The organism is Bacillus cereus group sp. BceL062 (genome assembly GCF_051780025.1).
GTDB classification, from domain to species: domain Bacteria; phylum Bacillota; class Bacilli; order Bacillales; family Bacillaceae_G; genus Bacillus_A; species Bacillus_A toyonensis.
Map to the genome: position 1 here is coordinate 233,449 of NZ_JBPWGY010000010.1, position 20,396 is coordinate 253,844.

Sequence of the window (20,396 nt, forward strand, 5' to 3'; positions counted from 1 at the left end):
TGAGGTGGGAGAGCATTGACCTTGGTAAAAGTATCAAGCGGAGATCTGGAAAAAGAAAATAATATAGAACTGAACTGGGAAAAAGTAAATGCACGTAAAGGATATTTATTAGCTAAACGTTGTATTGATTTTGTTGGAGCGTTATGTGGACTACTTCTACTATCTCCTGTTTTTTTGATTGTAGCAATGTTGATTAAATATGAAGATCCGAAAGGGCCTGTGCTGTTTAAACAAATTCGTATTGGAAAAGATGGAAAAGAATTTTATATGTACAAATTTCGCTCAATGGTTATAGATGCGGAAGAGAAATTAAAGGACTTATTAAAACATAACGAAGTATCTGGTGCAATGTTTAAAATGAAAGAGGACCCTCGGGTCACAAAAATCGGGAAATTTATTCGAACAACAAGTATTGATGAACTGCCACAGCTATTAAATGTATTAAAAGGTGAAATGAGTTTAGTTGGACCACGTCCACCGCTTCCAAGGGAAGTAAAGGAATATACAGCGTATGATAAGCAGCGTTTACTTGTTACCCCAGGATGTGCGGGACTTTGGCAAGTAACGGAGAGAAATAGTGTTGGATTCAAAGAAATGGTTGAACTAGATTTAGAATATATAAATAAAAGAAGCATACTCTATGATTTGAAAATCATCTTTAAAACGATTCAAATTATGATTAAGTCTAATGGAGCATCTTAGTAGCTAATGCATAGAAAAGAGGTTGGAAAAATGGATAAAAAGATTTGTGTAATGGGTCTAGGATATATCGGGTTACCAACTGCTAGTTTACTAGCAACTAAAGGATTTCAAGTACATGGTGTCGATGTAAATGAAAACGCAGTTGAAATGATTAATAGCGGTAAAGTACATATTTATGAACCAGACTTAGATATTTTAGTTAAAGCAGCTGTACAGAGCGGGAAATTAAAGGCCTCATTACAGCCTGAAGAAGCTGACATTTTCATTTTGGCAGTACCAACGCCATTTAAAGATGGACATAAACCAGATTTAGCATATGTAGAAGCTGCAGCAAAAACAATCGCTCCTGTTATAAAAAATGGGGATATTGTTATTCTTGAATCTACAAGCCCAATCGGTACAACGGAAAAAGTAGCAGAATGGATTTTAGAAGAGCGATCAGATTTAACAACTTCTGAGGAAATGCATAGTGAAAAAGGTAGAATTTATGTGTCGCATTGTCCAGAACGTGTATTACCAGGGCATATCTTAAAAGAACTAGTAGAAAATGATCGTATTATCGGTGGATTGGATAAAGAATCTACTAAGCGCACAGTGGAGTTCTATAAACAATTTGTAAAAGGAAAAATTCTTGATACAAATGCAAGAACAGCTGAGATGGCAAAATTGACTGAGAATTCATTCCGTGATGTAAATATCGCGTTTGCTAACGAGTTATCGTTAATATGTGATAAGTTAAATATTAATGTTTGGGAATTAATTCGTTTAGCAAATCGTCACCCACGTGTGAATATTTTACAGCCAGGGCCAGGTGTAGGGGGACATTGTATCGCTGTAGATCCTTGGTTTATTGTAGATGCAGCTCCAGAAGAAGCAAAGTTGATTCATACAGCAAGAAATGTAAATGATTATAAACCGATGTATATTGTTGAGAAAGTAAAAGAAAAGGCGAATCGCTTTAAAAATCCAGTGATTGCTTGTTTAGGATTGGCTTTTAAGGCAAATATAGATGACTTACGTGAGAGTCCAGCGTTAGAAATTGTGAAAAAATTAGCGAGTCTAAATATTGGTGAAGTGATTGCGGTTGAACCACACGTAAATGAATTGCCGAAATCCTTAAAAGATGAGAATATTGCACTTCTTGCAATTGAGGATGCTGTAATGCAGTCAGATATTATTTTAGTATTAGTGGATCATGAAATTTTTGGTTCAATTGATTTTGATCAACTAAAAGAAAAGGTTGTAATTGATACAAAAGGATTTATTAAATAATTTATAAACTATTTTGGAGGGCAAGAATGTCAAGGTTCTTACAGAAATTGCGCAAGTTAAGGAAAAAACCAGCTCATATAATTGCTCGCAAGATAGCTCGAAAATCATATGAAGCTATATATTATAGGGGACGTAAAATAGTAGTCGCGAAAAATTTAATAGATGTGGAACAGGAAGCTTTTAAAAATTTCAAACCAAGATGTAATTTTTTATTTGAAACAAAGGATAAATTAAATTACATTAGTAAATTGAAAAAATTGGACCGAGAAGCAGAAGTTATTAGGGATGCTGAAAAAATATATAATCATATCTTTAATTTATTAGGCTCTGGTGATGTCCAATTAGAGGGAAATATATTATGGAATAAGGACTTTAAAACAGGATTTATTTGGGAGAATCAGTTTTATAAAGAAATTAAAATAATTGACTTGCAGAATAAAGCTGATGTTAAGGTACCATGGGAATTATCAAGATTCCAGCATGTTTTTACATTAGGGAAAGCATATTGGGTAACGGAAGACGAAAAATATGCACTTGAGTTTAAAGAACAGATAATAGATTGGATAGAGAAGAATCCTGCCGAAATGTCTGTGAATTGGACATGTACAATGGATGTAGCAATTAGGGCTGTAAACTGGATAGTTGGTTATTATCTTTTTAAAGATTCTCGGGAAATAGATAAGGATTTTTGGGAACTTTTTAATAAGAGCTTATATATGCATGGAAAGTTCATTTATAAAAATTTAGAGAATAAAGGTGAACATACTGGTAATCATTATTTATCTAATATAGTAGGGTTAGTCTGGTTAGGGCTATATTTCAAGCAGTTTAGTCTTTCCTCAGTCTTTAATAGCAATACTCCTGAGAAATGGCTGACCTATGGAGTGGCGGAACTGGAAAAAGAGATGTTTGTACAAGTAAATGAAGATGGGACAAATTATGAAGCCTCTACCTCATACCATAGATTGGTTACTGAATTATTTTTAATTACAACTATATTATGTAATGAGAATAGTATTGTTTTTTCTAAAAAGTATATTAAGCGTTTAGAAAAAATGTGTGATTTCTTAATGTATTTGAATCAACCTAATGGAAAAAGTCCGTTAATTGGGGATGCGGATGATGGAAGGCTTATTATTTTTTCTAATTATGGTACTTGGAATAAGAATGATTTTCGACATTTACTAGCAATTGCGGGTGAATTCTTCAATAGAAATGATTTTCGATATTTTGGTATAAGCTATAGGGAAGATGCTTTATGGTGTATGGGAAGCTGGAGCGATATCGAACAGCAGTTTTTATTAGAGTCCAAAGCATTTAATAATGGTGGATATTACATTTTACGGAACGAGGCTATATATTGTTGTATCCGATGCGGGGAATTGTCATTTAGAGGACAAGGAGCACATAGCCATAATGATCAGCTGAGTTTTACTTTAAGCGTTGCGGGCGAAGATATTTTTATTGATTCAGGCACATTTACGTATACAGCTGATTATAAAATGCGAAATTTATTTAGAAGCACGGGTGTGCATAATACGCTGGAAATCCCACCGTATGAACAAAATGACTTCGAGAAATATCATTTGTTCGAGATGGCAGAACAAAGTTTTTCAAAGGGCACTTATGTTAACGATAGTAAATTTATAGGTCAGCATAGAGGATATTTAAAAAAATGTGGAGTAATTCATGAGAGATCTATATATATAGAAGGAAATAGAGTGAATATCAAAGATAATATAATAGGTGAAAAAAAAATTGACCTGTGTAACTTTAATTTTATTCTAGATCCTGAAGTTAAGGTCAGGTTTGAAGAAAATGAGGTACATATTTCAAAAAATCATGTTAATGGTGTCTTACAAGTAAGTAAAAATATGAAAATAGATCAGGAAACTATTTTTGTCTCTGATGGTTATGGGAGGAAAAAGGAAAGTATAAAGTTAATAGTGAAAACTTCGGCCTCCTACCTAGAGACATCTATAGTATTTAAAAATTATAAGGATGATTAGTTTGAAGAATACTATAAAAAAATTACCGTATCCATTTAAATTACCGCTATTATATATGGCTGCATTAATTCCACAAAAATTGAGAGAAAGTAAAGAGTATAAAGAGTACGTAAGATTCTTAGAACTTTCTTCTTCATGGGATGCTACAAAAATAGCCGAATTTCAAAATACACAATTACAGCTATTAATTAAGCATGCTTATGAAAATGTTCCTTTTTATACTCAAATGTTTAATCAATATGGGATAGGTGTAAAGGATATTAGGGATGTCAGAGATTTGAGGAAAATCCCTATTATAGATAAGTCCGTGGTTAAAGAAAATAGAGAAAAATTTATAGCTAAAAATATTGATATGAGTAAACTTAGGGCTATTAATACAGGAGGTACGACCTCTAGTCCAATGCATTTCTTCAATACAGATACTACAAATAATAGGGAAGCTGCCTTTTTTAATCGTATATGGAAGAGGTATGGTTATGAAGGGCAATTATGCTTAGTGTTAAGAGGAGATGCAAATGATAGCGAACAATTATATAAATATAGTCCTTATAATAAAGTAATATCTATAAATACTAGAAATTTGGATGAAGAAAAAATGAAGGGGATATTAAATGTTATTTCAAAATATGAACCTTCTTTTATACAAGCATATCCTTCGTTGATTTATCTTTTATCTAAATATATTAATGGAAATGGATTATCTGGAAAAATAGGGGGATTTAAAGCTATCTTTTGTTCCTCAGAAAAAATGTACGATTTTCAAAGGGAAGAAATAAAAAAGGCCTTTAATACTCAAGTGATTGACTATTATGGACATAATGAGCGTCTAGCTTTAATGGAATATTGCCCAAAATGTAACAGGTATCATGTTTTACCTGAATATGGTATTGTTGAGTTTTTGGATAACAATGGTTCCTTAGTCAATCAAGAAAATCAAATGGCCGAAATTGTGGGGACAGGTTTTAATAACTATGCTTTTCCACTTATTCGTTATAAGACATCAGATATGGCAACAATATCTGGAGAAGATTTTCAATGTAAATGTGGTAAATCATATATCAGCGTAAAAGAAATTGATGGACGATCTGGGGACTTTTTAGTGACCGAGGATGGGAAACATTATTCACCAACTATGTTAGAGTTTGCTATTCGTCATATTGAAAATTTTAAAGATTTGCAGTTAGTACAAAAAAGTTATGATCATTTGGAAGTACTTATTGTACCAAATCAATATTATAAAGAAGATGAGGGAAGTCGTTTTAGTGATGAACTTCAAAAAAGAATAGATACTCATATTAATATTGAAATAAAAACAGTGAACCATATAGATAGACCGTTAAATCAAAAACATAGATTTATTATCTCTAATATAAAGTGAGGGGCTAAACAGTGAAAAAAACAATTGGATTTCCTATAAGTGACAAGAAAAATGAAAAAAGAAGAGCTTTAGTACCTGAAGATATAGTAAACATTAGTAATAAAGATATGATATATGTTGAAAAGGGATACGGTGAGATTTTAGGAATTACAGATCAAGAGTATAGTGATATGGGAGTTAATGTAGTTGAAAGAGATATTGTTATGTCTAGAGATGTTATATGTGATCCTAAAGCTGGTGATGCTGGATATCTGGACGATTTAAAGGAAGGACAAATGATCTTTGGTTGGATACATGCAGTTCAAAATAAGGACATAACAGATCAGTTTATAGATAATAAACTAACTGCAATTGCTTGGGAAGATATGTTTGAAAGTGGGAGACACGTTTTTTGGCGAAATAATGAGATTGCTGGAGAAGCTGCAATTTTACATGCTTATAATTTATATGGGAAATTACCATACGAGACAAAGGTTGCTATTTTAGGGCGTGGAAATATAGGAAGAGGTGCATATAAAACATTAGTTGCTCTTGGGGCCGATGTTGTAATGTATGATAGAAGAACAGAAAAGTTATTTCAAAAAGAACTTGAAAAATATGATGTGCTAGTGAATGCGATCCTTTGGGATGTTGATCGCACAGATCATATTATTTATAAAGAAGATTTAAAACATATGAAAAAGGGAGCAATGATTATTGATATTAGTTGCGATGCACATAAAGCTGTAGAGACAAGTGTTCCAACTAGTATAAGTAATCCTGTCTATGAAATTGATGGAGTTTTACATTATGTAGTAGATCATACTCCAGCAATGTTTTATAAAACTGTTTCTAAATCTTTAAGTTTAGAGATTTGTAAATATATAGATTTTATTGTTGAAGATATAGAAAATGAGGTATTATTAGGAGCTTTAATTATAGACAAAGGAATAATTAGAGATAAACGCATAGTAGATTTTCAAAATCGCTGTTTAGAAACAGTGTAGAGAAATAACTAGCTCTTAAAAAGAACTAAAAGGAGAGCTTATATAATGAAAATTAATATAATTGGTACAGTCCCACCCCCTATAGGTGGGATTTCTGTTCATATAAAAAGGACAAAAAAGTTTTTAGATGAACGAAAAATAGAAAGTGTAGTATACAATGAAGCAAATTGGGGAAGAGAAGAAGATGATATTTATCCTATAAAAAATTATAAATTTTTTATGTGTAGACTTCCCTTTTTAAAAGCTGATGTGTTCCACTTTCATTCCATAGATATAAAAATTCGTATTCTTTTAGGAGTGTATAATTTTTTTGGGAAAAAAATTATATTAACAGTACATGGAGAAAGTCTAACTGATCAATTGAAAAGTTCTAGTTTTATTACTAGGTATTTATTATTAAAAAGTCTAAATAAACTTGAAAGAATTATTTGTGTAAACAATTCAATTACAAATAACCTAATTCAATTTGGAGTAGAACATCAAAAAGTGATTACAGTTCCAGGGTATATCCATCCGCAAGAGGATAAGGAAGATATCCTTAGTATACCAGAAACAATTTGGGGTTTCATAAAAAGAACGCCTTTCCTTATTAGTGCAAACGGATGTGTACGTTTTTATAAAAATGAGGATTTGTACGGAATTGATATGCTTATTGAATTAATGAAGAAATTAAAAGATAACAGAATAGAAACGAGCTTACTATTTGCTGTTTTAGATAAAGATAGTCAGACAGAACTTGAAAAAACGTATTATCAAGAGTTAAAAGAAAGAATAATAAGATATAAATTGGAAAATCACATTATGTTTTATGAGGTAGAAAATACAGAGTTTTATCCTATTCTCCAAAAAACAAATCTGTTTATAAGGCCTACTAATACTGATGGTTTGGGAGTATCAATTACAGAAGCAATTCATTATAGAGTACCTTCTATAGCAAGCAAAGTCTGTGAAAGACCAACAGGTACGATATTGTTTGAATCCCGGAACGTAGATGATTTATTTGAGAAAGTAATTAAAGTTATTCAAAATTATAATGAGTATGTTGATGAGATAAGTGTGATAGATAATCAAGATTATGCAGAAAACTTGCTCAGTATTTATAGAGAGGTAAGCTCTAAGTAAAAAAATTAAATTAGTAAGGTTTGGAGGATAAAATGTATCAGATTAATGTATGTAGCTCATTAGAAGATGTACAAAATAAAAAAAACGAGTGGTTGAACTTTGAAAAAAAAATAAACAATCAAAATATAACCACTTCGTATTATTGGATAGAAAGCTTTCTAAAAGTATTTTTTCCAAGAGAAGATAATCAATTTGGTTATAAAAAAAAGATCATTGTAATCTTTCTGTATAAAGAAGGAGAGTTAATTGCAATAGCTCCATTAATACAAGTAGTGCATAAAAAATATGGAATTAAATTAAAAATGATAGAATTTATAGGCCAACAATGGGGTGGGACCTTTATTGATATTATTGGTAGAGGTTTAAGCCAAGAGGACGTAGATCATATCATAAGATATGTTTATGATAATTATAAATTTGATTTATTACAACTTAAATATATCAGAAAATCTACTGAGAATTTTGATTTGAATAGTAAAGATGCAGAAGTTTTATCAGGATGCCCATATCTAGTAATTGAGGATTTCAATGAGTTCGATGAATACAAAAATCAGATATATTCAAAAAAATTAAAGCAAAATATTAGAACAGCATTTAATAAAATGAAGAAAAAAGGATTAATTTATGATTCAGTAATTGAAAGAATAAATAATCAAAACTTTGAAGAAATTGTAAGGATTTCCCGCTCAAAACTTGAGGATGGTAAAGGTAGTATTTATTTAGATGAAGATAAGAAGAAATTTGTAAAAACAATTATTGATAGTTTACCAAGCGAGGTTATATTTGGAAGGGTTAATAATGATTGTGTTGCTTACAGACTGAATTTATTTTTTAATGATATAAAATTTTGCTTTGACGCTGCCTATGATAGGGAATTTAGAAATCTAGAATTAGGCACTCTATCAGTAGAAGAAAGTATTAAGGATAGTTTTAAGAAGAATATTAAATTACATTCGGAGGGTGCGGGAACAGATTTTTATAAGTTGAAATTTATGAAAGAAGTAGAGCAGATCTATACATACACCAAAAAGGGAAATACTTTACTAAGCTTTATACATTATAAGAGGCATTTAATTAAAGTAAGAAAAAATAATGACTAGATAGAATAATGATGTGATTCTAAGAAAATAATGAAAGGTAATAGATGATGAGCTTAGTAAATAAAATTAGAAATCGGAGTATCAAAATTATAATTAAAAAAATTAAAACAAAATTTCTCACGGTTTCCAATGGATATATATTAAACTTGAATAATTATAATATGGTTTCTTATGAGGAAAAATACAATTGTTATGCATTAATTCCAATGCAAATGTATCATTTGAAAACAATGATTGAGTTATATGGTAACCAAATAGGTAGTTACAAGTACGATATTCTAAAAAAGAGAATTGCGGAACAGAATAAACATATACCGTATGTAGTAGTGGACAAAGAAGGGGATTTATATGGTTATTTCCACCTATCCATTGGAGATACGCGAGATGGTACTATAAATATTGATGTCCAAGTTAGTAAAAATACAGTGTATTTATTTGATGATTACACATTTTTGGAGAAACGTGGTAAAGGTATACATAAATTTTCGGTTTACTCGCGTTTGGAGTTGGCTAAGAAACTAGGATATTCAAAAGCTATTGTAAACATATTAAAAGGAAATTTGTATTCTGAAAAAAGCTATCAGGGATTAGGCTTTATAAAAAATTTAGTTTATTATTATGTTCACATTTTAAACTTTAAAAAAACTTTTACGCGTGTGGTTAAGAAATAATTTTAAGTTAAGGAATAGTGGTAAGTATGAGTTTAAATAGTAATAAGTTGATATCTAGTGGAGCTGTATATTTTATATTTTCAATTCTAACACAACTAATAAATATGTTACTCATCCCTTTATATACTAGTAATTTATCACAAAATGATTATGGGAAATATGAATTATTAAATACCATACAACAATTATTAGGCCTTGCTATTACGATTGGAGTATATTCGGGATTAAAAAGATTTTTTTATGATGTAGAAAATAAAATAGCATTGAAAAATACAGCGTTAAACTTTTCAGCATTATGGGGGATTGTTGTTTTTTCATTTGTATATTTTATTAGTCCGTTAATAAGTGACTATGTTTTTAGTGGTGATAATGAGGTCACTCTTTATATTAGAGTTATAGTAATAACTTCTTTATTGACATGTTTGATTGCTATATATACTAGTTATTATGAAATGGAATTTAAAGCTTTTAGGGTAGCCATAGTACAATTAAGTATCTTAGTTTTAACATTTTTATTAGCCACATATTATATTTTGATTTTAGGCAATGGAATTATAGGTATATTAAAGGCTACTTTAATTTCGAATCTATTAGTTTTTATTGTATTGTTTATATTAGACTTTAAAAATTATAAAATTGCTATTCATGTACCATATCTCAAAAACATACTGTATTATGGTGGAGGTTTATTGTTAGGACAAATTTCTGCATGGATATTAAATTTGATAGATCGCTTTTTTATTAAAGAATTAATCAATTATTCAGCAGTTGCGGTGTATTCAATATCTTCGAAAATTGGAATGTTAATAAATCCAGTTTTTATCACGCCATTTGCGCAAGTATTTACAGCTTATAAATTTAAAGTTTATAAAGAAGAAGGCGGTCAACAAAAAATCCAAAATATGTTTCGAATCTACAATATTGTAGGTTGTTTTTGTATTTTCGGCTTGGCTATATTTGGTAAGATAATGATCAGTATTTTAGCTACAAATGAATATTTAGAGGCGTATAAGATTATTCCATTAATTGCTGTTTCCCATTTTATATGGGGAATTGGACAATTTTATTCTTTAGGTTTACATGTAGCAAATAAAATGATGTTAAATTCCCTAATTGTTGTAATTAGTGCTCTTATAAATATAGTTCTAAATATATTACTGATTCCTCATCTTGGGATAAATGGTGCAGCTTTAGCTACAATTGTATCTTATATAGTAGCTAATATTCTTTATTATTATTTTAGTGAAAAATACTATAGTTTAGGATTAGGTTTACTATATCCATATAAATATTTTACCGTTTTTGTTTTATTATATGGGGTATATTGGATGTTAATTTCTCCAATTCAAAATTTGTACATTGAATTTATTTGTAATGTATTTCTATGTATAGTATATGTTTTATTATTGATTGTTTTCAAGTTTACTAATATTCAAGAAATTAGGGGATTTCTGTTGTCAATTGTAAAAAAGAAATAGACAACACTCAAAAGTATTTAATTTTTTGAGCTAATGCATAATAAAGATTAAATGAAAAGTAATTTAAAGTAGTAAGTATTTTAATAAGGAGAAGATATGATGAATATTGAAATATGTAAGTGGTTTAATAATTCAGATTCTCCAGTTATGTTTATGATAGACGATTTAGCAAACGTTTGGGTAGATACAACTAAAAGCGGGGAATTAGAATTAGGTGAAGATTGGGGTTATTGGAAAAATGAAGAGAAATCATCTTTTCGATATTTAAACAAAGTTATTTTGAAGGAGTTTCCGGAGGTTAAAGCTACATTCTTTGTGCCAGTAGGTGTTAGAGTGGGAATGATAAAAGAACCAGTAGCGCCCTCAATATCAAAAAAGATTAACCATGATGAAGCGACGAAAAATTTTTTTAGAGACATTCATCAAAATCCCAGATTTGAAATTGCATATCACGGAACTACTCATGGTAAAGTGGGAGAAACAAATTTGGATTTCAAACAAGAATGGGAACTTTTTTCGAGTGTAGAAAAAGCTGTGGATGTTGTCGAGGACGGAAAAAGAATCTACAAAGATGCAATAGGTGTTAATCCTTTGGGTGGAAAATATTGTGGTTATACTAGTAATGAGTTTTCAGATCTTAGTATAGACAAAACAAACTTTTTATGGTGGTGTAGATACTGGAATAGAGGAATAGAGGAGGGTGAAGTAGATAAAATTTCTGGAGGGGATAAAAATTCATTATCTAATTATGATATCAAAAAGTTTGGGGATAATAATGTTATTGACATACCATCAACAGTAAACGGTGGTTTATTGACAAGTGTATTAAATAGCAATTTTATATCTATTAAGGGGATATTAAAAAAAATATTAAAAAACCATTTAGTACAAAAAAGGTTACAACAAATTGAATATTTATTAACGAGAAAATTAGTCATTAGTATCCAGGAGCATATTGCACCTTCTAGGGATGATGGAAGAAGACAAATGCCTAATATTTTTGATGATACTAAAAGTTTACAAACCATATTTAGATATCTTCGTAATAAGAATGTATGGTATTGTACAGGTACTGAATTGGCGAGTTATGTATATTTAAGGGATAATTTTGTAATTAAGTCTACATCTGAAAGTACTTTTTATTTCGTGCAAACCGAGGATAATACTCGAGACGTAGAATTAGGGGAAGTAACACTATCTATTTCTGGGGTTGAAAAGGGAAAATTGTTATTACCGAATCAAACAATTAAAGAAGTGAGGAATGGCATTGTTAATGTTCCGATAATGCCAGGAACTTATCAAATTATTTAGGGACATATTGCTGATTTTAAGTAATAAGTAATTTAAATCCATGAGGTTACTACATATGAAATTAATATTTATTTTAAGTCTATTTTTACTTCTTTATTTTTCTTCTTTATGTTTAATTCTTATGAGGAAGAATAAAAAAAATACTATTATTATTTTTATGTCTATAATTTTAGTGGTCATAACTTTAAATATTTCACCGACTATGTTTGTTGTTGAATTTCAAAATATTCGAATACAGTTATTACTATTCGTTTTAGTTATTTTGAATTGTACATTCGCAATATATAAGTTGATTCAAAGACAAACATTTTCTAGTTTTGATAGGAAAACATACAGTATTACAACGTATGCTTTATGCTTTTTGGTGATTATTTTCCATTTTTCTTTGCAATTTTTCACATTAGAAATATTTGATATTAACTTATTTGTATTCCATCTGACTGTGTACTGTAACCTTTTGTTAATGGGATTCTTTTTCAATCAAGTTAGAGGTTTTAACTTACAATCAATGCAATTTTTTCAGGTAGTAGGTTTTTTCTCTCTATTTAATTCTATTTTATCAGTAATTCAATACATATTTAATCGATCTTTTTTGTTATTTTCAAATCAGGCTAGTATTAATTACACAGAGGGATTAGAAGTTGTTAAAAGAGTTGTTGGAGTAATAGGGGCTAGTAATGGTGCTGGAAATTTAGGGGTTATCTTATTTCCTATTTTAGTATTTAATTTCATGCAAAGGAAAAATATGTTAAACCTGTTAACTTTATTGTTAAACATTGTATTTGTTATATTAACTTTAACGCGTATATCATATGTGGCTATTTTGTGCCAAGTACTAATTATTTTCTTAATTAAGAAATCTAAGAATAAGAAGGAATTTGGTTATAAAGTTTTATTTGCTAGTATGATTCTCATAGGATGTATACTCATTATATCCTTATTTTATAGTGAAATATTCGATTTATTATTTGTAAGTCGTGGTGGCACACAGGAACACAGGTTTATACAATTTATAAATGTTTTTCAAGTAATCAAAGAAAATCTTGCGATGGGAATAGGAGCTGGACAATATACGTATTATGCATCTTATTATCTTTTTTCAACAGATTTAGTTGTGCACTCACAAGTTTTAAATATTCTTTTAGAACAAGGAATAGTTTCATTTATAGCTTTTGTAATCCTAAATATAAGCTTACTATTATTTATACTGAGAAATATTGATGACGGTTATAAATGGCTTCCGATTTCTCTATTTATAGGGAATTTAATTACCACAAATTTCAATCCGAATCAATACTATTCTATAAATATATATATATACTTTTTTATTATGCTATCACTTACATGTTCAACAGATTTATTGTTAAAGAAAAAGTGAAGATTTAAATAGTTGCTGAAATAGTTGAATGTTCAGCCAATGGAGAAGAGGAAATAAAATGAATGTACTGATGTGTGAATATCTTCAATATGATACTGTATTTCAAGTGGGAAGCCATTACTATGCTAAAGAATTTCTTAAAGAAAATAATAATGTGGTTTGGGTTAATCAACCTAAACCCTTTTTTTTCGGTAAAGAAAATAATAATAATGTCCCCACTGCAAACTTAGAAATTTATAATCCTAATGTCTTACTACCTTTTTGTAAATATCCTGCGCTTAATACAAAATTTTGGGCAGAATATCACATAAAATATCCTTTTTCAAAAGTTAGTAGTGATTTAAAGAAAAAAGAAATAGATGTGATGTGGCTTACAAATGTAAAAATGTACGAATTAGCAAATCAATTAAATTATAAATTTATGATTCATAGAATGGCTGATGACTTTTCTGGTTTTAAAGGGGCGTATAAGAACCTTATATATTTACAAAATCAAGTTGTACAAAAATCAGATTTAGTGGTTGTTACTGCTAAAAATTTAATTGATGTGGCTTATAAACACAATAAAAATGTTTTATATCTTCCAAACGGTGTTAACACAAATAGGTTTAAAGGGAATGTTGGTGATGTTCCCCTAGAGTATCAAAATTTAAATCGCCCTGTCATTGTATATGTAGGAGCAGTAGAAGAATGGTTTGATTATGAATTAGTTATTAAAGCAGCTGAAAAATTAAAAGAATATGCTTTTGTTATTATAGGAAATGTCAGTGATACGATAAGAGAAACTTTTGCTTCAAACAAAAACATCCATTTGTTAGGAAAAAAATCGCATGATGAGATACCTAGGTATTTAAAGTATGCTAATGTGGGTATTATGCCGTTTGTTGATAATAAATTAACAAATAGTATTCATCCATTAAAATTATATGAATATTTTGCAGCGGGATTACCTGTTGTGTCGAGAAGGCTTCAAGAAGTAGTTGAAATGGATTCGCCGGCTAAATTATATAAGACAAATGAAGAATTTATAACTTTAATAGATGAAACAATTAAAGAGACAGTAAATAAAGAAATATTTATGGAATATGCCGAGCATAATACATGGGAAAAGAGATATGAACATTTAAAGCATTATATAAATTATTAGGGTGAGTATATGAAAATACTATTAATTAATAAATATTACTATGTAAAGGGTGGCAGTGAGACGTATTTTTTTGGTTTAAAAAAGATGCTAGAAGATAATGGACATGAAGTTATTGTTTTTAGTATGCAAGATGAAAAAAATCAACAAAGTCAGTTTGAAGATCACTTTGTGAAAAATGTTAATTATCAAGAGGATAGTGGTATTTTAGCAAAAATGCAGGGAGCTATGAAATTAATACATTCTAATGAAGCGTATAGGAAGTTATGCAAATTAATTGCTTGTACCAAACCAGATATTGCCCATGTTAACTTAATATACCATCAACTGACGCCTTCTATTTTTCAAGCATTAAAAAAATATAACATACCGACGGTTTTTACTTCACATGATTATAAATTAGTTTGTCCAAATTATAAGCTTTTTAATAATGATGAAATATGTACGAAATGTATCCAAGGTAATTTTGTGAATTGCTTTAAAAATCGTTGTCATAAAGATTCAACAGTATATAGTCTGTTATTAACTATGGAGGCATATTGGCATAAATGGTTAAAATCGTATGATGTAGCTGATTTTGTAATATGTCCAAGTAAATTTATGTACAATCAATTAGCTGAAAATAGGATACCGGTTAAAAAGCTAGTACACCTTCCCAATTTTTTAACAAATAATTTTCTTGAAGTTGAAATGAATGAAAAAAAAGAAAAATTTATACTCTATTATGGTAGACTGTCTAAAGAAAAAGGCATAGATACTTTACTAGATGCTCAAAGGCTATTAGGCGAAAGAATAACTTTGAAATTAATAGGGACAGGTCCAGAAGAAGCGAGACTAAAAGCTAGAGTTGAACAGGAAAGTATTCAAAATGTTGAATTTTTGGGATTTAAATCAGGGAATGATTTAGTGGTAGAAATTAAGAAAGCGAAAGCTACTATAATTCCTTCGGTATGGCATGAAGTTTTCGGTTTAACGATTATTGAATCTTTAAGTGCGGGGACTCCTGTCATCGGATCTAAAGTAGGAGGAATAACAGAATTAATACAAGAAGGAGAAAATGGATTTTTATTTGAAAGAGCGAATGAAAAAGAGCTTGCAAATAAAATAGAAAGATTGATCAATTTATCCGAAGATGAGTATGCTCAAATGGCACGGAATAGCTATCGGGCTAAAAATGAATTTAAACCTGAATGGTATTATGGAGAATTAGTTAGCATATATGAACAGGCCATTAATAATAAGAAGATAAGGAAGTAATTTGACAATGAAACATGTATTTATCATCGGATCTAAAGGAATTCCCGCAAAATATGGTGGATTCGAAACATTTGTAGAATACTTAACAGTTCGAAAACAAAGTGAAGATATTCAGTATCACGTATCTTGTCTAGCTAATAATAATGATGAGTTCAAGCATAATAATGCAAGATGCTTTAATGTAAAAACACCTGAAATTGGTAGTGCTAAAGCAGTAGCATACGATATTTTAAGTTTAAAAGAGTGCATCCATTATATTAAAAGAAATAACCTTACAAATTGCATCGTTTACGTACTTGCTTGTCGTATTGGCCCATTTTTTTCTTTCTATAAAAGTAAGCTAGAAAAAATGGGTGTAAAGGTATTTGTAAATCCAGATGGACATGAGTGGAAAAGAAGTAAATGGAGTCCAGCTATTAGAACATATTGGAAAATATCTGAGAAGTTAATGGTTAAAAATGCAGATTTATTAGTGTGTGATTCTAAAGGGATTGAGTCATATATTAAAACAGACTATAAAAAGTATAGCCCTAAGACGACATTTATTGCCTACGGTGCGGATGTTACATCATCATCTTTAGAAGACGATGATGTAAAACTAAACGAATGGTATAAGAAGCATGATATAAGTGCCAATGAATATTATTTAGTAGTTGGTCGTTTCGTTCCAGAGAACAATTACGAGTTAATGGTCCGTGAATTTATGAAATCAGATTCTAAAAAAGATTTTGTGATTATTTCTAACGTTGAACAAAATCAATTTTATCAAGATTTATTAGCAAAGACGAATTTTGATAAGGATCCTCGTGTTAAGTTTGTTGGAACTGTATATGATCAAGAACTATTGAAGAAAGTTCGTGAAAATGCATTTGCATATTTCCATGGGCATGAAGTAGGTGGAACGAATCCATCATTATTAGAAGCGTTGGCTTCTACAAAATTAAATATGCTTTTAGATGTAGTGTTTAATAGAGAGGTTGGGGAAGGAGGAGCTGTTTACTTCTCTAAAGAAAGTGGCTTTTTAGCTAACTTAATTCATGATGTCGAGAGATATTCACAAGAGCAAATTGATGAATTGGGTAGTAAGGCGAAAGATAGAATTATCCATGAATACTCATGGGAGAAAATTGTAAGTGATTATGAATCTTTATTTTTAAAGTCATAACAGAAATTAGAAGGGGATGAATCTAGGCAGATTTATTCCCTATTTCTATGATATAAAAAGGAGTGCGAGTAATTTATGAAAGGTATTATTCTAGCTGGAGGTAGTGGAACGAGATTATATCCACTGACACAAGCTGTATCAAAGCAATTGTTACCCGTTTACGATAAGCCAATGATTTATTATCCATTATCAGTATTAATGCTTGCTGGTATTCAAGAAATTTTAATTATATCTACACCACAGGATACGCCTCGTTTTAAAGAGCTATTGGGAGATGGTTCACAGTTTGGAATAAATCTTGAATATGCTGTGCAACCTTCTCCAGATGGCTTAGCTCAGGCATTTATTATTGGAGAAGAGTTTATTGGCGATGACTCTGTAGCTCTTGTTCTTGGTGATAATTTATTCTATGGACATGGTTTAACAAAATTATTACAAAACGCTGTAGAACGTCAAGAAGGGGCAACTGTTTTTGGATATTATGTAAATGATCCAGAACGTTTTGGGGTAGTGGAATTTGATGAAGATGGAAAGGCTATTTCTATTGAAGAGAAACCTCAAGAGCCAAAATCGCATTATGCTGTAACGGGTTTATATTTTTATGACAATCGGGTTGTGGAAATTGCAAAGAATATTAAGCCTTCACCTCGTGGTGAATTGGAAATTACTGATATAAATAAAGTTTATTTACAATTACAAGAGTTACACGTTGAAATTCTTGGACGTGGTTTTTCTTGGTTGGACTCTGGAACGCACGAGTCATTATTAGAAGCATCTCAATTCATTGAAACAATTGAAAAACGTCAAAGTTTAAAGGTAGCTTGTTTAGAGGAAATAGCGTTTAGAAAAGGATATATTACCCGTGAGCAACTACTTGAATTAGCAGAGCCAATGAAAAAAAATCAATACGGTCAATATTTAATTCGATTGGCAGAACAAAGTAAACAAAAACAACCAATTTATCAATAAAGGAGTACGTATAATGAAGATTGTTGAAACTAAAATTCCTGATGTAGTTATTTTAGAGCCTAAAGTATTTGGCGATCATCGCGGATATTTTATGGAAAGTTATAATAAAGAGATTTTTAATAAGCTTGGTTTAGATTATGAGTTTATTCAGGATAATCAATCTTTATCCGTACCAGCCGGAACATTACGTGGATTACATTTTCAGTTAAATCCTAAAGCACAGACAAAGATAGTACGCTGTATCACAGGTGCTATTTATGATGTAGCTGTTGATATTCGTAAAGGTTCACCTACATATGGCCAATGGATTGGTGTTATTTTAAGTGAACATAATAAGCGCCAATTAGTCGTACCAAAAGGATTTGCACACGGATTTTGTACATTAGTGCCAAATTCGACAGTGGCTTACAAAGTAGATGAATACTATTCTCCTAATCATGATGCAGGTATTCTATGGAATGATCCAGCATTAGGAATCGATTGGCCGGTAAGTGAACCGATTCTTTCAGAAAAGGATACTAAACATCCACTATTAGAAGAAGCAAATATTAATTTTGTGTACGAGAAATAAGGAGGAATAACATGAAAGTATTAGTAACGGGTGGCGCAGGGTTTATTGGAAGTAATTTTGTTCGATATATGGTGAAGAAGTATCCTGAATATAATATTGTAAATTTAGATGCGCTAACATATGCAGGGAATTTAGAGAATCTAAAAGATATTGAAGAATTATCTAATTACAAATTTATCAAAGGCGATATAGCAGATCGTCAGTTTATTAATCAATTATTTAAAGAAGAAAATTTTGATTATGTGTTAAATTTCGCAGCAGAGTCGCATGTTGATAGAAGTATTACAAACCCTGATATCTTTATTCAAACAAACATTCAAGGTACACAAGTATTACTAGATGCTGCTAAAAATGCGGAAGTGAAAAAATACTTGCAAGTTTCAACAGATGAGGTATATGGAACTTTAGGCGAAACTGGTTACTTTACGGAAGAAACACCTTTGGCATCAAATAGTCCGTATAGTTCAAGTAAAGCTGGTGCAGACCTATTAGTTCGTGCTTATCATGAAACGTTTGGTTTACCAGTAAATATTACACGTTGTTCAAATAATTACGGACCATTTCATTTCCCAGAAAAGTTAATTCCTTTAATGATTATTAATGCACTGAATGATAAACAATTACCTGTATATGGTGATGGTTTAAATGTACGTGATTGGTTACATGTGGAAGACCATTGTCAGGCAATCGATTTAGTACTTCATAAAGGAAAAAATGGTGAAGTGTACAATGTTGGTGGAAACAATGAACGTACAAACATTGAAATCGTAAAAACAATCTTAAAAGCATTGGATAAACCAGAATCTCTGATTAAGTATGTTACAGATCGTCCAGGTCATGATCGCCGTTACGCAATTGATGCAACAAAACTCCGTGAAGAATTAGGGTGGTCACCGAAGTACAACTTTGATACAGGTATTGAGCAAACTATTAAATGGTATTTAGAAAATCAAGATTGGTGGAAAAATATTATTTCTGGAGAATACCAAGAATACTTCAAGAATCAATATGCGAATAGATTAGAGGTATAAAACATGAAAGTATTAGTAACAGGGGCTAAAGGTCAATTAGGACAAGATGTATTATGTTTATTAGAAAATCAACAATGGGAAGTTTTTGGATTTGGTAGAGAAGAGCTAGATATTACAAATGAAGAAAAAGTACGTGAAAAAGTACTATCTATAAATCCTGATATTATTATTCATACAGCAGCATATACACAAGTAGATCAAGCTGAGAGCGATGAAGAAACTGCTTTCAAGGTTAATGCTGAAGGTACAAAATATTTAGCGCAAGCTGCTGAAGCAGTGAAAGCAAAGTTTTGTTATGTAAGTACTGATTACGTTTTTGATGGAACGAAAAATAAACCATATAAAGTGGATGATCAAACGAATCCTCAAACTGTATATGGTAGCTCAAAATTAGCTGGAGAACATTATACACAAAAGTATTGTTCAAAAAGTTATATTGTCAGAACGTCTTGGGTATTTGGCTTATACGGTAATAATTTTGTGAAAACGATGTTGCGTTTAGCGGAAGAGAAGATAGAATTAGGAGTTGTTCATGATCAGGTAGGTTCACCAACCTATACACCTGATTTAGCGAGATTTATTATTAATCTTGTGAAAACTGATAAGTATGGCATATATCATGGTTCTAACTCAGGAGTTTGTTCTTGGTATGAGTTTGCAAAAGAGATATTCAAGCAATCTAATATTGAAATAGTGGTCAATCCACTAACAACAGAAAACTTTCCAAGGCCTGCTGCACGCCCTAAATACTCAGTGCTGGACAAAGGGATGATTGAAGAAAATGGATTTGAATCGTTCCAAGATTGGAAGGAAGCTTTAAAAGATTTTCTCAAGAAGCTATAAGATAGTGGA

Annotated in this window: 18 protein-coding genes; all 18 read left to right on the forward strand. The window is 30.5% G+C overall.

The window, feature by feature from the left end; all coding sequences use genetic code 11:
• Positions 1-15 precede the first annotated feature (15 nt).
• The 18 genes from ACS2MN_RS22640 to rfbD all read left to right on the forward strand — a co-directional run bounded on the left by ACS2MN_RS22640 (position 16) and on the right by rfbD (position 20,387).
• Positions 16-702 (forward strand): sugar transferase, encoded by a 687-nt coding sequence (locus ACS2MN_RS22640; RefSeq protein WP_346994775.1) that lies wholly within the window; start codon positions 16-18, stop codon positions 700-702.
• A 30-nt stretch (positions 703-732) separates the two neighbouring features.
• Positions 733-1,974 carry a UDP-N-acetyl-D-mannosamine dehydrogenase gene (gene wecC / locus ACS2MN_RS22645; RefSeq protein ID WP_346994776.1) on the forward strand — a complete coding sequence of 414 codons (1,242 nt, stop codon included), beginning with the start codon at positions 733-735 and terminating at the stop codon, positions 1,972-1,974.
• A 26-nt stretch (positions 1,975-2,000) separates the two neighbouring features.
• Entirely contained in the window at positions 2,001-3,983 is a 1,983-nt protein-coding gene (locus ACS2MN_RS22650; protein ID WP_346994777.1) for an alginate lyase family protein, read from the forward strand.
• Positions 3,976-5,361, forward strand: a complete 1,386-nt coding sequence (locus ACS2MN_RS22655; protein ID WP_346994778.1) for a phenylacetate--CoA ligase family protein — start codon at positions 3,976-3,978, stop codon at positions 5,359-5,361. Before ACS2MN_RS22650 ends, ACS2MN_RS22655 begins: the two co-directional genes overlap by 8 nt.
• Before the next feature lie 11 nt (positions 5,362-5,372).
• Entirely contained in the window at positions 5,373-6,347 is a 975-nt protein-coding gene (locus tag ACS2MN_RS22660; protein WP_346994779.1) for a N(5)-(carboxyethyl)ornithine synthase, read from the forward strand.
• A gap of 45 nt (positions 6,348-6,392) precedes the next feature.
• A complete protein-coding gene (locus ACS2MN_RS22665) occupies positions 6,393-7,469 on the forward strand; it encodes a glycosyltransferase family 4 protein (protein ID WP_346994780.1) in 1,077 nt (358 codons plus the stop codon).
• Positions 7,470-7,501: 32 nt separating this feature from the next.
• Complete coding sequence (locus ACS2MN_RS22670) at positions 7,502-8,569, forward strand: GNAT family N-acetyltransferase (protein WP_346994781.1); 1,068 nt, start codon at positions 7,502-7,504, stop codon at positions 8,567-8,569.
• Between the two features lie 44 nt (positions 8,570-8,613).
• Positions 8,614-9,240: a hypothetical protein gene (locus tag ACS2MN_RS22675; protein WP_346994782.1), complete on the forward strand. Its 627-nt coding sequence runs from the start codon at positions 8,614-8,616 to the stop codon at positions 9,238-9,240.
• Between the two features lie 26 nt (positions 9,241-9,266).
• On the forward strand, positions 9,267-10,718 hold the full coding sequence (locus ACS2MN_RS22680; protein WP_346994783.1) for an oligosaccharide flippase family protein: 1,452 nt from the start codon (positions 9,267-9,269) through the stop codon (positions 10,716-10,718).
• A gap of 96 nt (positions 10,719-10,814) precedes the next feature.
• Positions 10,815-12,029, forward strand: a complete 1,215-nt coding sequence (locus ACS2MN_RS22685) for a hypothetical protein (protein WP_438894774.1) — start codon at positions 10,815-10,817, stop codon at positions 12,027-12,029.
• 55 nt (positions 12,030-12,084) lie between these two features.
• Positions 12,085-13,407 (forward strand): O-antigen ligase family protein, encoded by a 1,323-nt coding sequence (locus ACS2MN_RS22690; protein WP_346994785.1) that lies wholly within the window; start codon positions 12,085-12,087, stop codon positions 13,405-13,407.
• Between the two features lie 58 nt (positions 13,408-13,465).
• Positions 13,466-14,554, forward strand: a complete 1,089-nt coding sequence (locus tag ACS2MN_RS22695; protein ID WP_346994786.1) for a glycosyltransferase — start codon at positions 13,466-13,468, stop codon at positions 14,552-14,554.
• 9 nt (positions 14,555-14,563) lie between these two features.
• Positions 14,564-15,808: a glycosyltransferase family 4 protein gene (locus ACS2MN_RS22700; protein ID WP_346994787.1), complete on the forward strand. Its 1,245-nt coding sequence runs from the start codon at positions 14,564-14,566 to the stop codon at positions 15,806-15,808.
• 7 nt (positions 15,809-15,815) lie between these two features.
• Entirely contained in the window at positions 15,816-16,973 is a 1,158-nt protein-coding gene (gene cps2T / locus ACS2MN_RS22705) for a beta 1-4 rhamnosyltransferase Cps2T (protein ID WP_346994788.1), read from the forward strand.
• A gap of 75 nt (positions 16,974-17,048) precedes the next feature.
• Positions 17,049-17,942 (forward strand): glucose-1-phosphate thymidylyltransferase RfbA, encoded by an 894-nt coding sequence (gene rfbA / locus ACS2MN_RS22710; RefSeq protein WP_346994789.1) that lies wholly within the window; start codon positions 17,049-17,051, stop codon positions 17,940-17,942.
• A gap of 13 nt (positions 17,943-17,955) precedes the next feature.
• Positions 17,956-18,513 (forward strand): dTDP-4-dehydrorhamnose 3,5-epimerase, encoded by a 558-nt coding sequence (gene rfbC, locus ACS2MN_RS22715; protein WP_000706202.1) that lies wholly within the window; start codon positions 17,956-17,958, stop codon positions 18,511-18,513.
• Positions 18,514-18,524: 11 nt separating this feature from the next.
• The gene (rfbB, locus tag ACS2MN_RS22720) at positions 18,525-19,544 is read left to right on the forward strand and encodes a dTDP-glucose 4,6-dehydratase (RefSeq protein WP_000866930.1); all 1,020 of its coding nucleotides are present in this window, start codon (positions 18,525-18,527) and stop codon (positions 19,542-19,544) included.
• 3 nt (positions 19,545-19,547) lie between these two features.
• Positions 19,548-20,387 carry a dTDP-4-dehydrorhamnose reductase gene (rfbD, locus tag ACS2MN_RS22725; protein WP_346994790.1) on the forward strand — a complete coding sequence of 280 codons (840 nt, stop codon included), beginning with the start codon at positions 19,548-19,550 and terminating at the stop codon, positions 20,385-20,387.
• The last annotated feature ends 9 nt before the right edge of the window (positions 20,388-20,396 follow it).

Bases quoted from the DNA above. Each gene is read 5' to 3' on its own strand.
- wecC (WP_346994776.1), top strand. From the start codon at position 733: ATGGATAAAAAGATTTGTGTAATGGGTCTAGGATATATCGGGTTACCA.
- ACS2MN_RS22650 (WP_346994777.1), top strand. From the start codon at position 2,001: ATGTCAAGGTTCTTACAGAAATTGCGCAAGTTAAGGAAAAAACCAGCT.
- ACS2MN_RS22655 (WP_346994778.1), top strand. From the start codon at position 3,976: ATGATTAGTTTGAAGAATACTATAAAAAAATTACCGTATCCATTTAAA.
- ACS2MN_RS22665 (WP_346994780.1), top strand. From the start codon at position 6,393: ATGAAAATTAATATAATTGGTACAGTCCCACCCCCTATAGGTGGGATT.
- ACS2MN_RS22670 (WP_346994781.1), top strand. From the start codon at position 7,502: ATGTATCAGATTAATGTATGTAGCTCATTAGAAGATGTACAAAATAAA.
- ACS2MN_RS22675 (WP_346994782.1), top strand. From the start codon at position 8,614: ATGATGAGCTTAGTAAATAAAATTAGAAATCGGAGTATCAAAATTATA.
- ACS2MN_RS22680 (WP_346994783.1), top strand. From the start codon at position 9,267: ATGAGTTTAAATAGTAATAAGTTGATATCTAGTGGAGCTGTATATTTT.
- ACS2MN_RS22685 (WP_438894774.1), top strand. From the start codon at position 10,815: ATGATGAATATTGAAATATGTAAGTGGTTTAATAATTCAGATTCTCCA.
- ACS2MN_RS22690 (WP_346994785.1), top strand. From the start codon at position 12,085: ATGAAATTAATATTTATTTTAAGTCTATTTTTACTTCTTTATTTTTCT.
- ACS2MN_RS22695 (WP_346994786.1), top strand. From the start codon at position 13,466: ATGAATGTACTGATGTGTGAATATCTTCAATATGATACTGTATTTCAA.
- ACS2MN_RS22700 (WP_346994787.1), top strand. From the start codon at position 14,564: ATGAAAATACTATTAATTAATAAATATTACTATGTAAAGGGTGGCAGT.
- cps2T (WP_346994788.1), top strand. From the start codon at position 15,816: ATGAAACATGTATTTATCATCGGATCTAAAGGAATTCCCGCAAAATAT.
- rfbA (WP_346994789.1), top strand. From the start codon at position 17,049: ATGAAAGGTATTATTCTAGCTGGAGGTAGTGGAACGAGATTATATCCA.
- rfbC (WP_000706202.1), top strand. From the start codon at position 17,956: ATGAAGATTGTTGAAACTAAAATTCCTGATGTAGTTATTTTAGAGCCT.
- rfbB (WP_000866930.1), top strand. From the start codon at position 18,525: ATGAAAGTATTAGTAACGGGTGGCGCAGGGTTTATTGGAAGTAATTTT.
- rfbD (WP_346994790.1), top strand. From the start codon at position 19,548: ATGAAAGTATTAGTAACAGGGGCTAAAGGTCAATTAGGACAAGATGTA.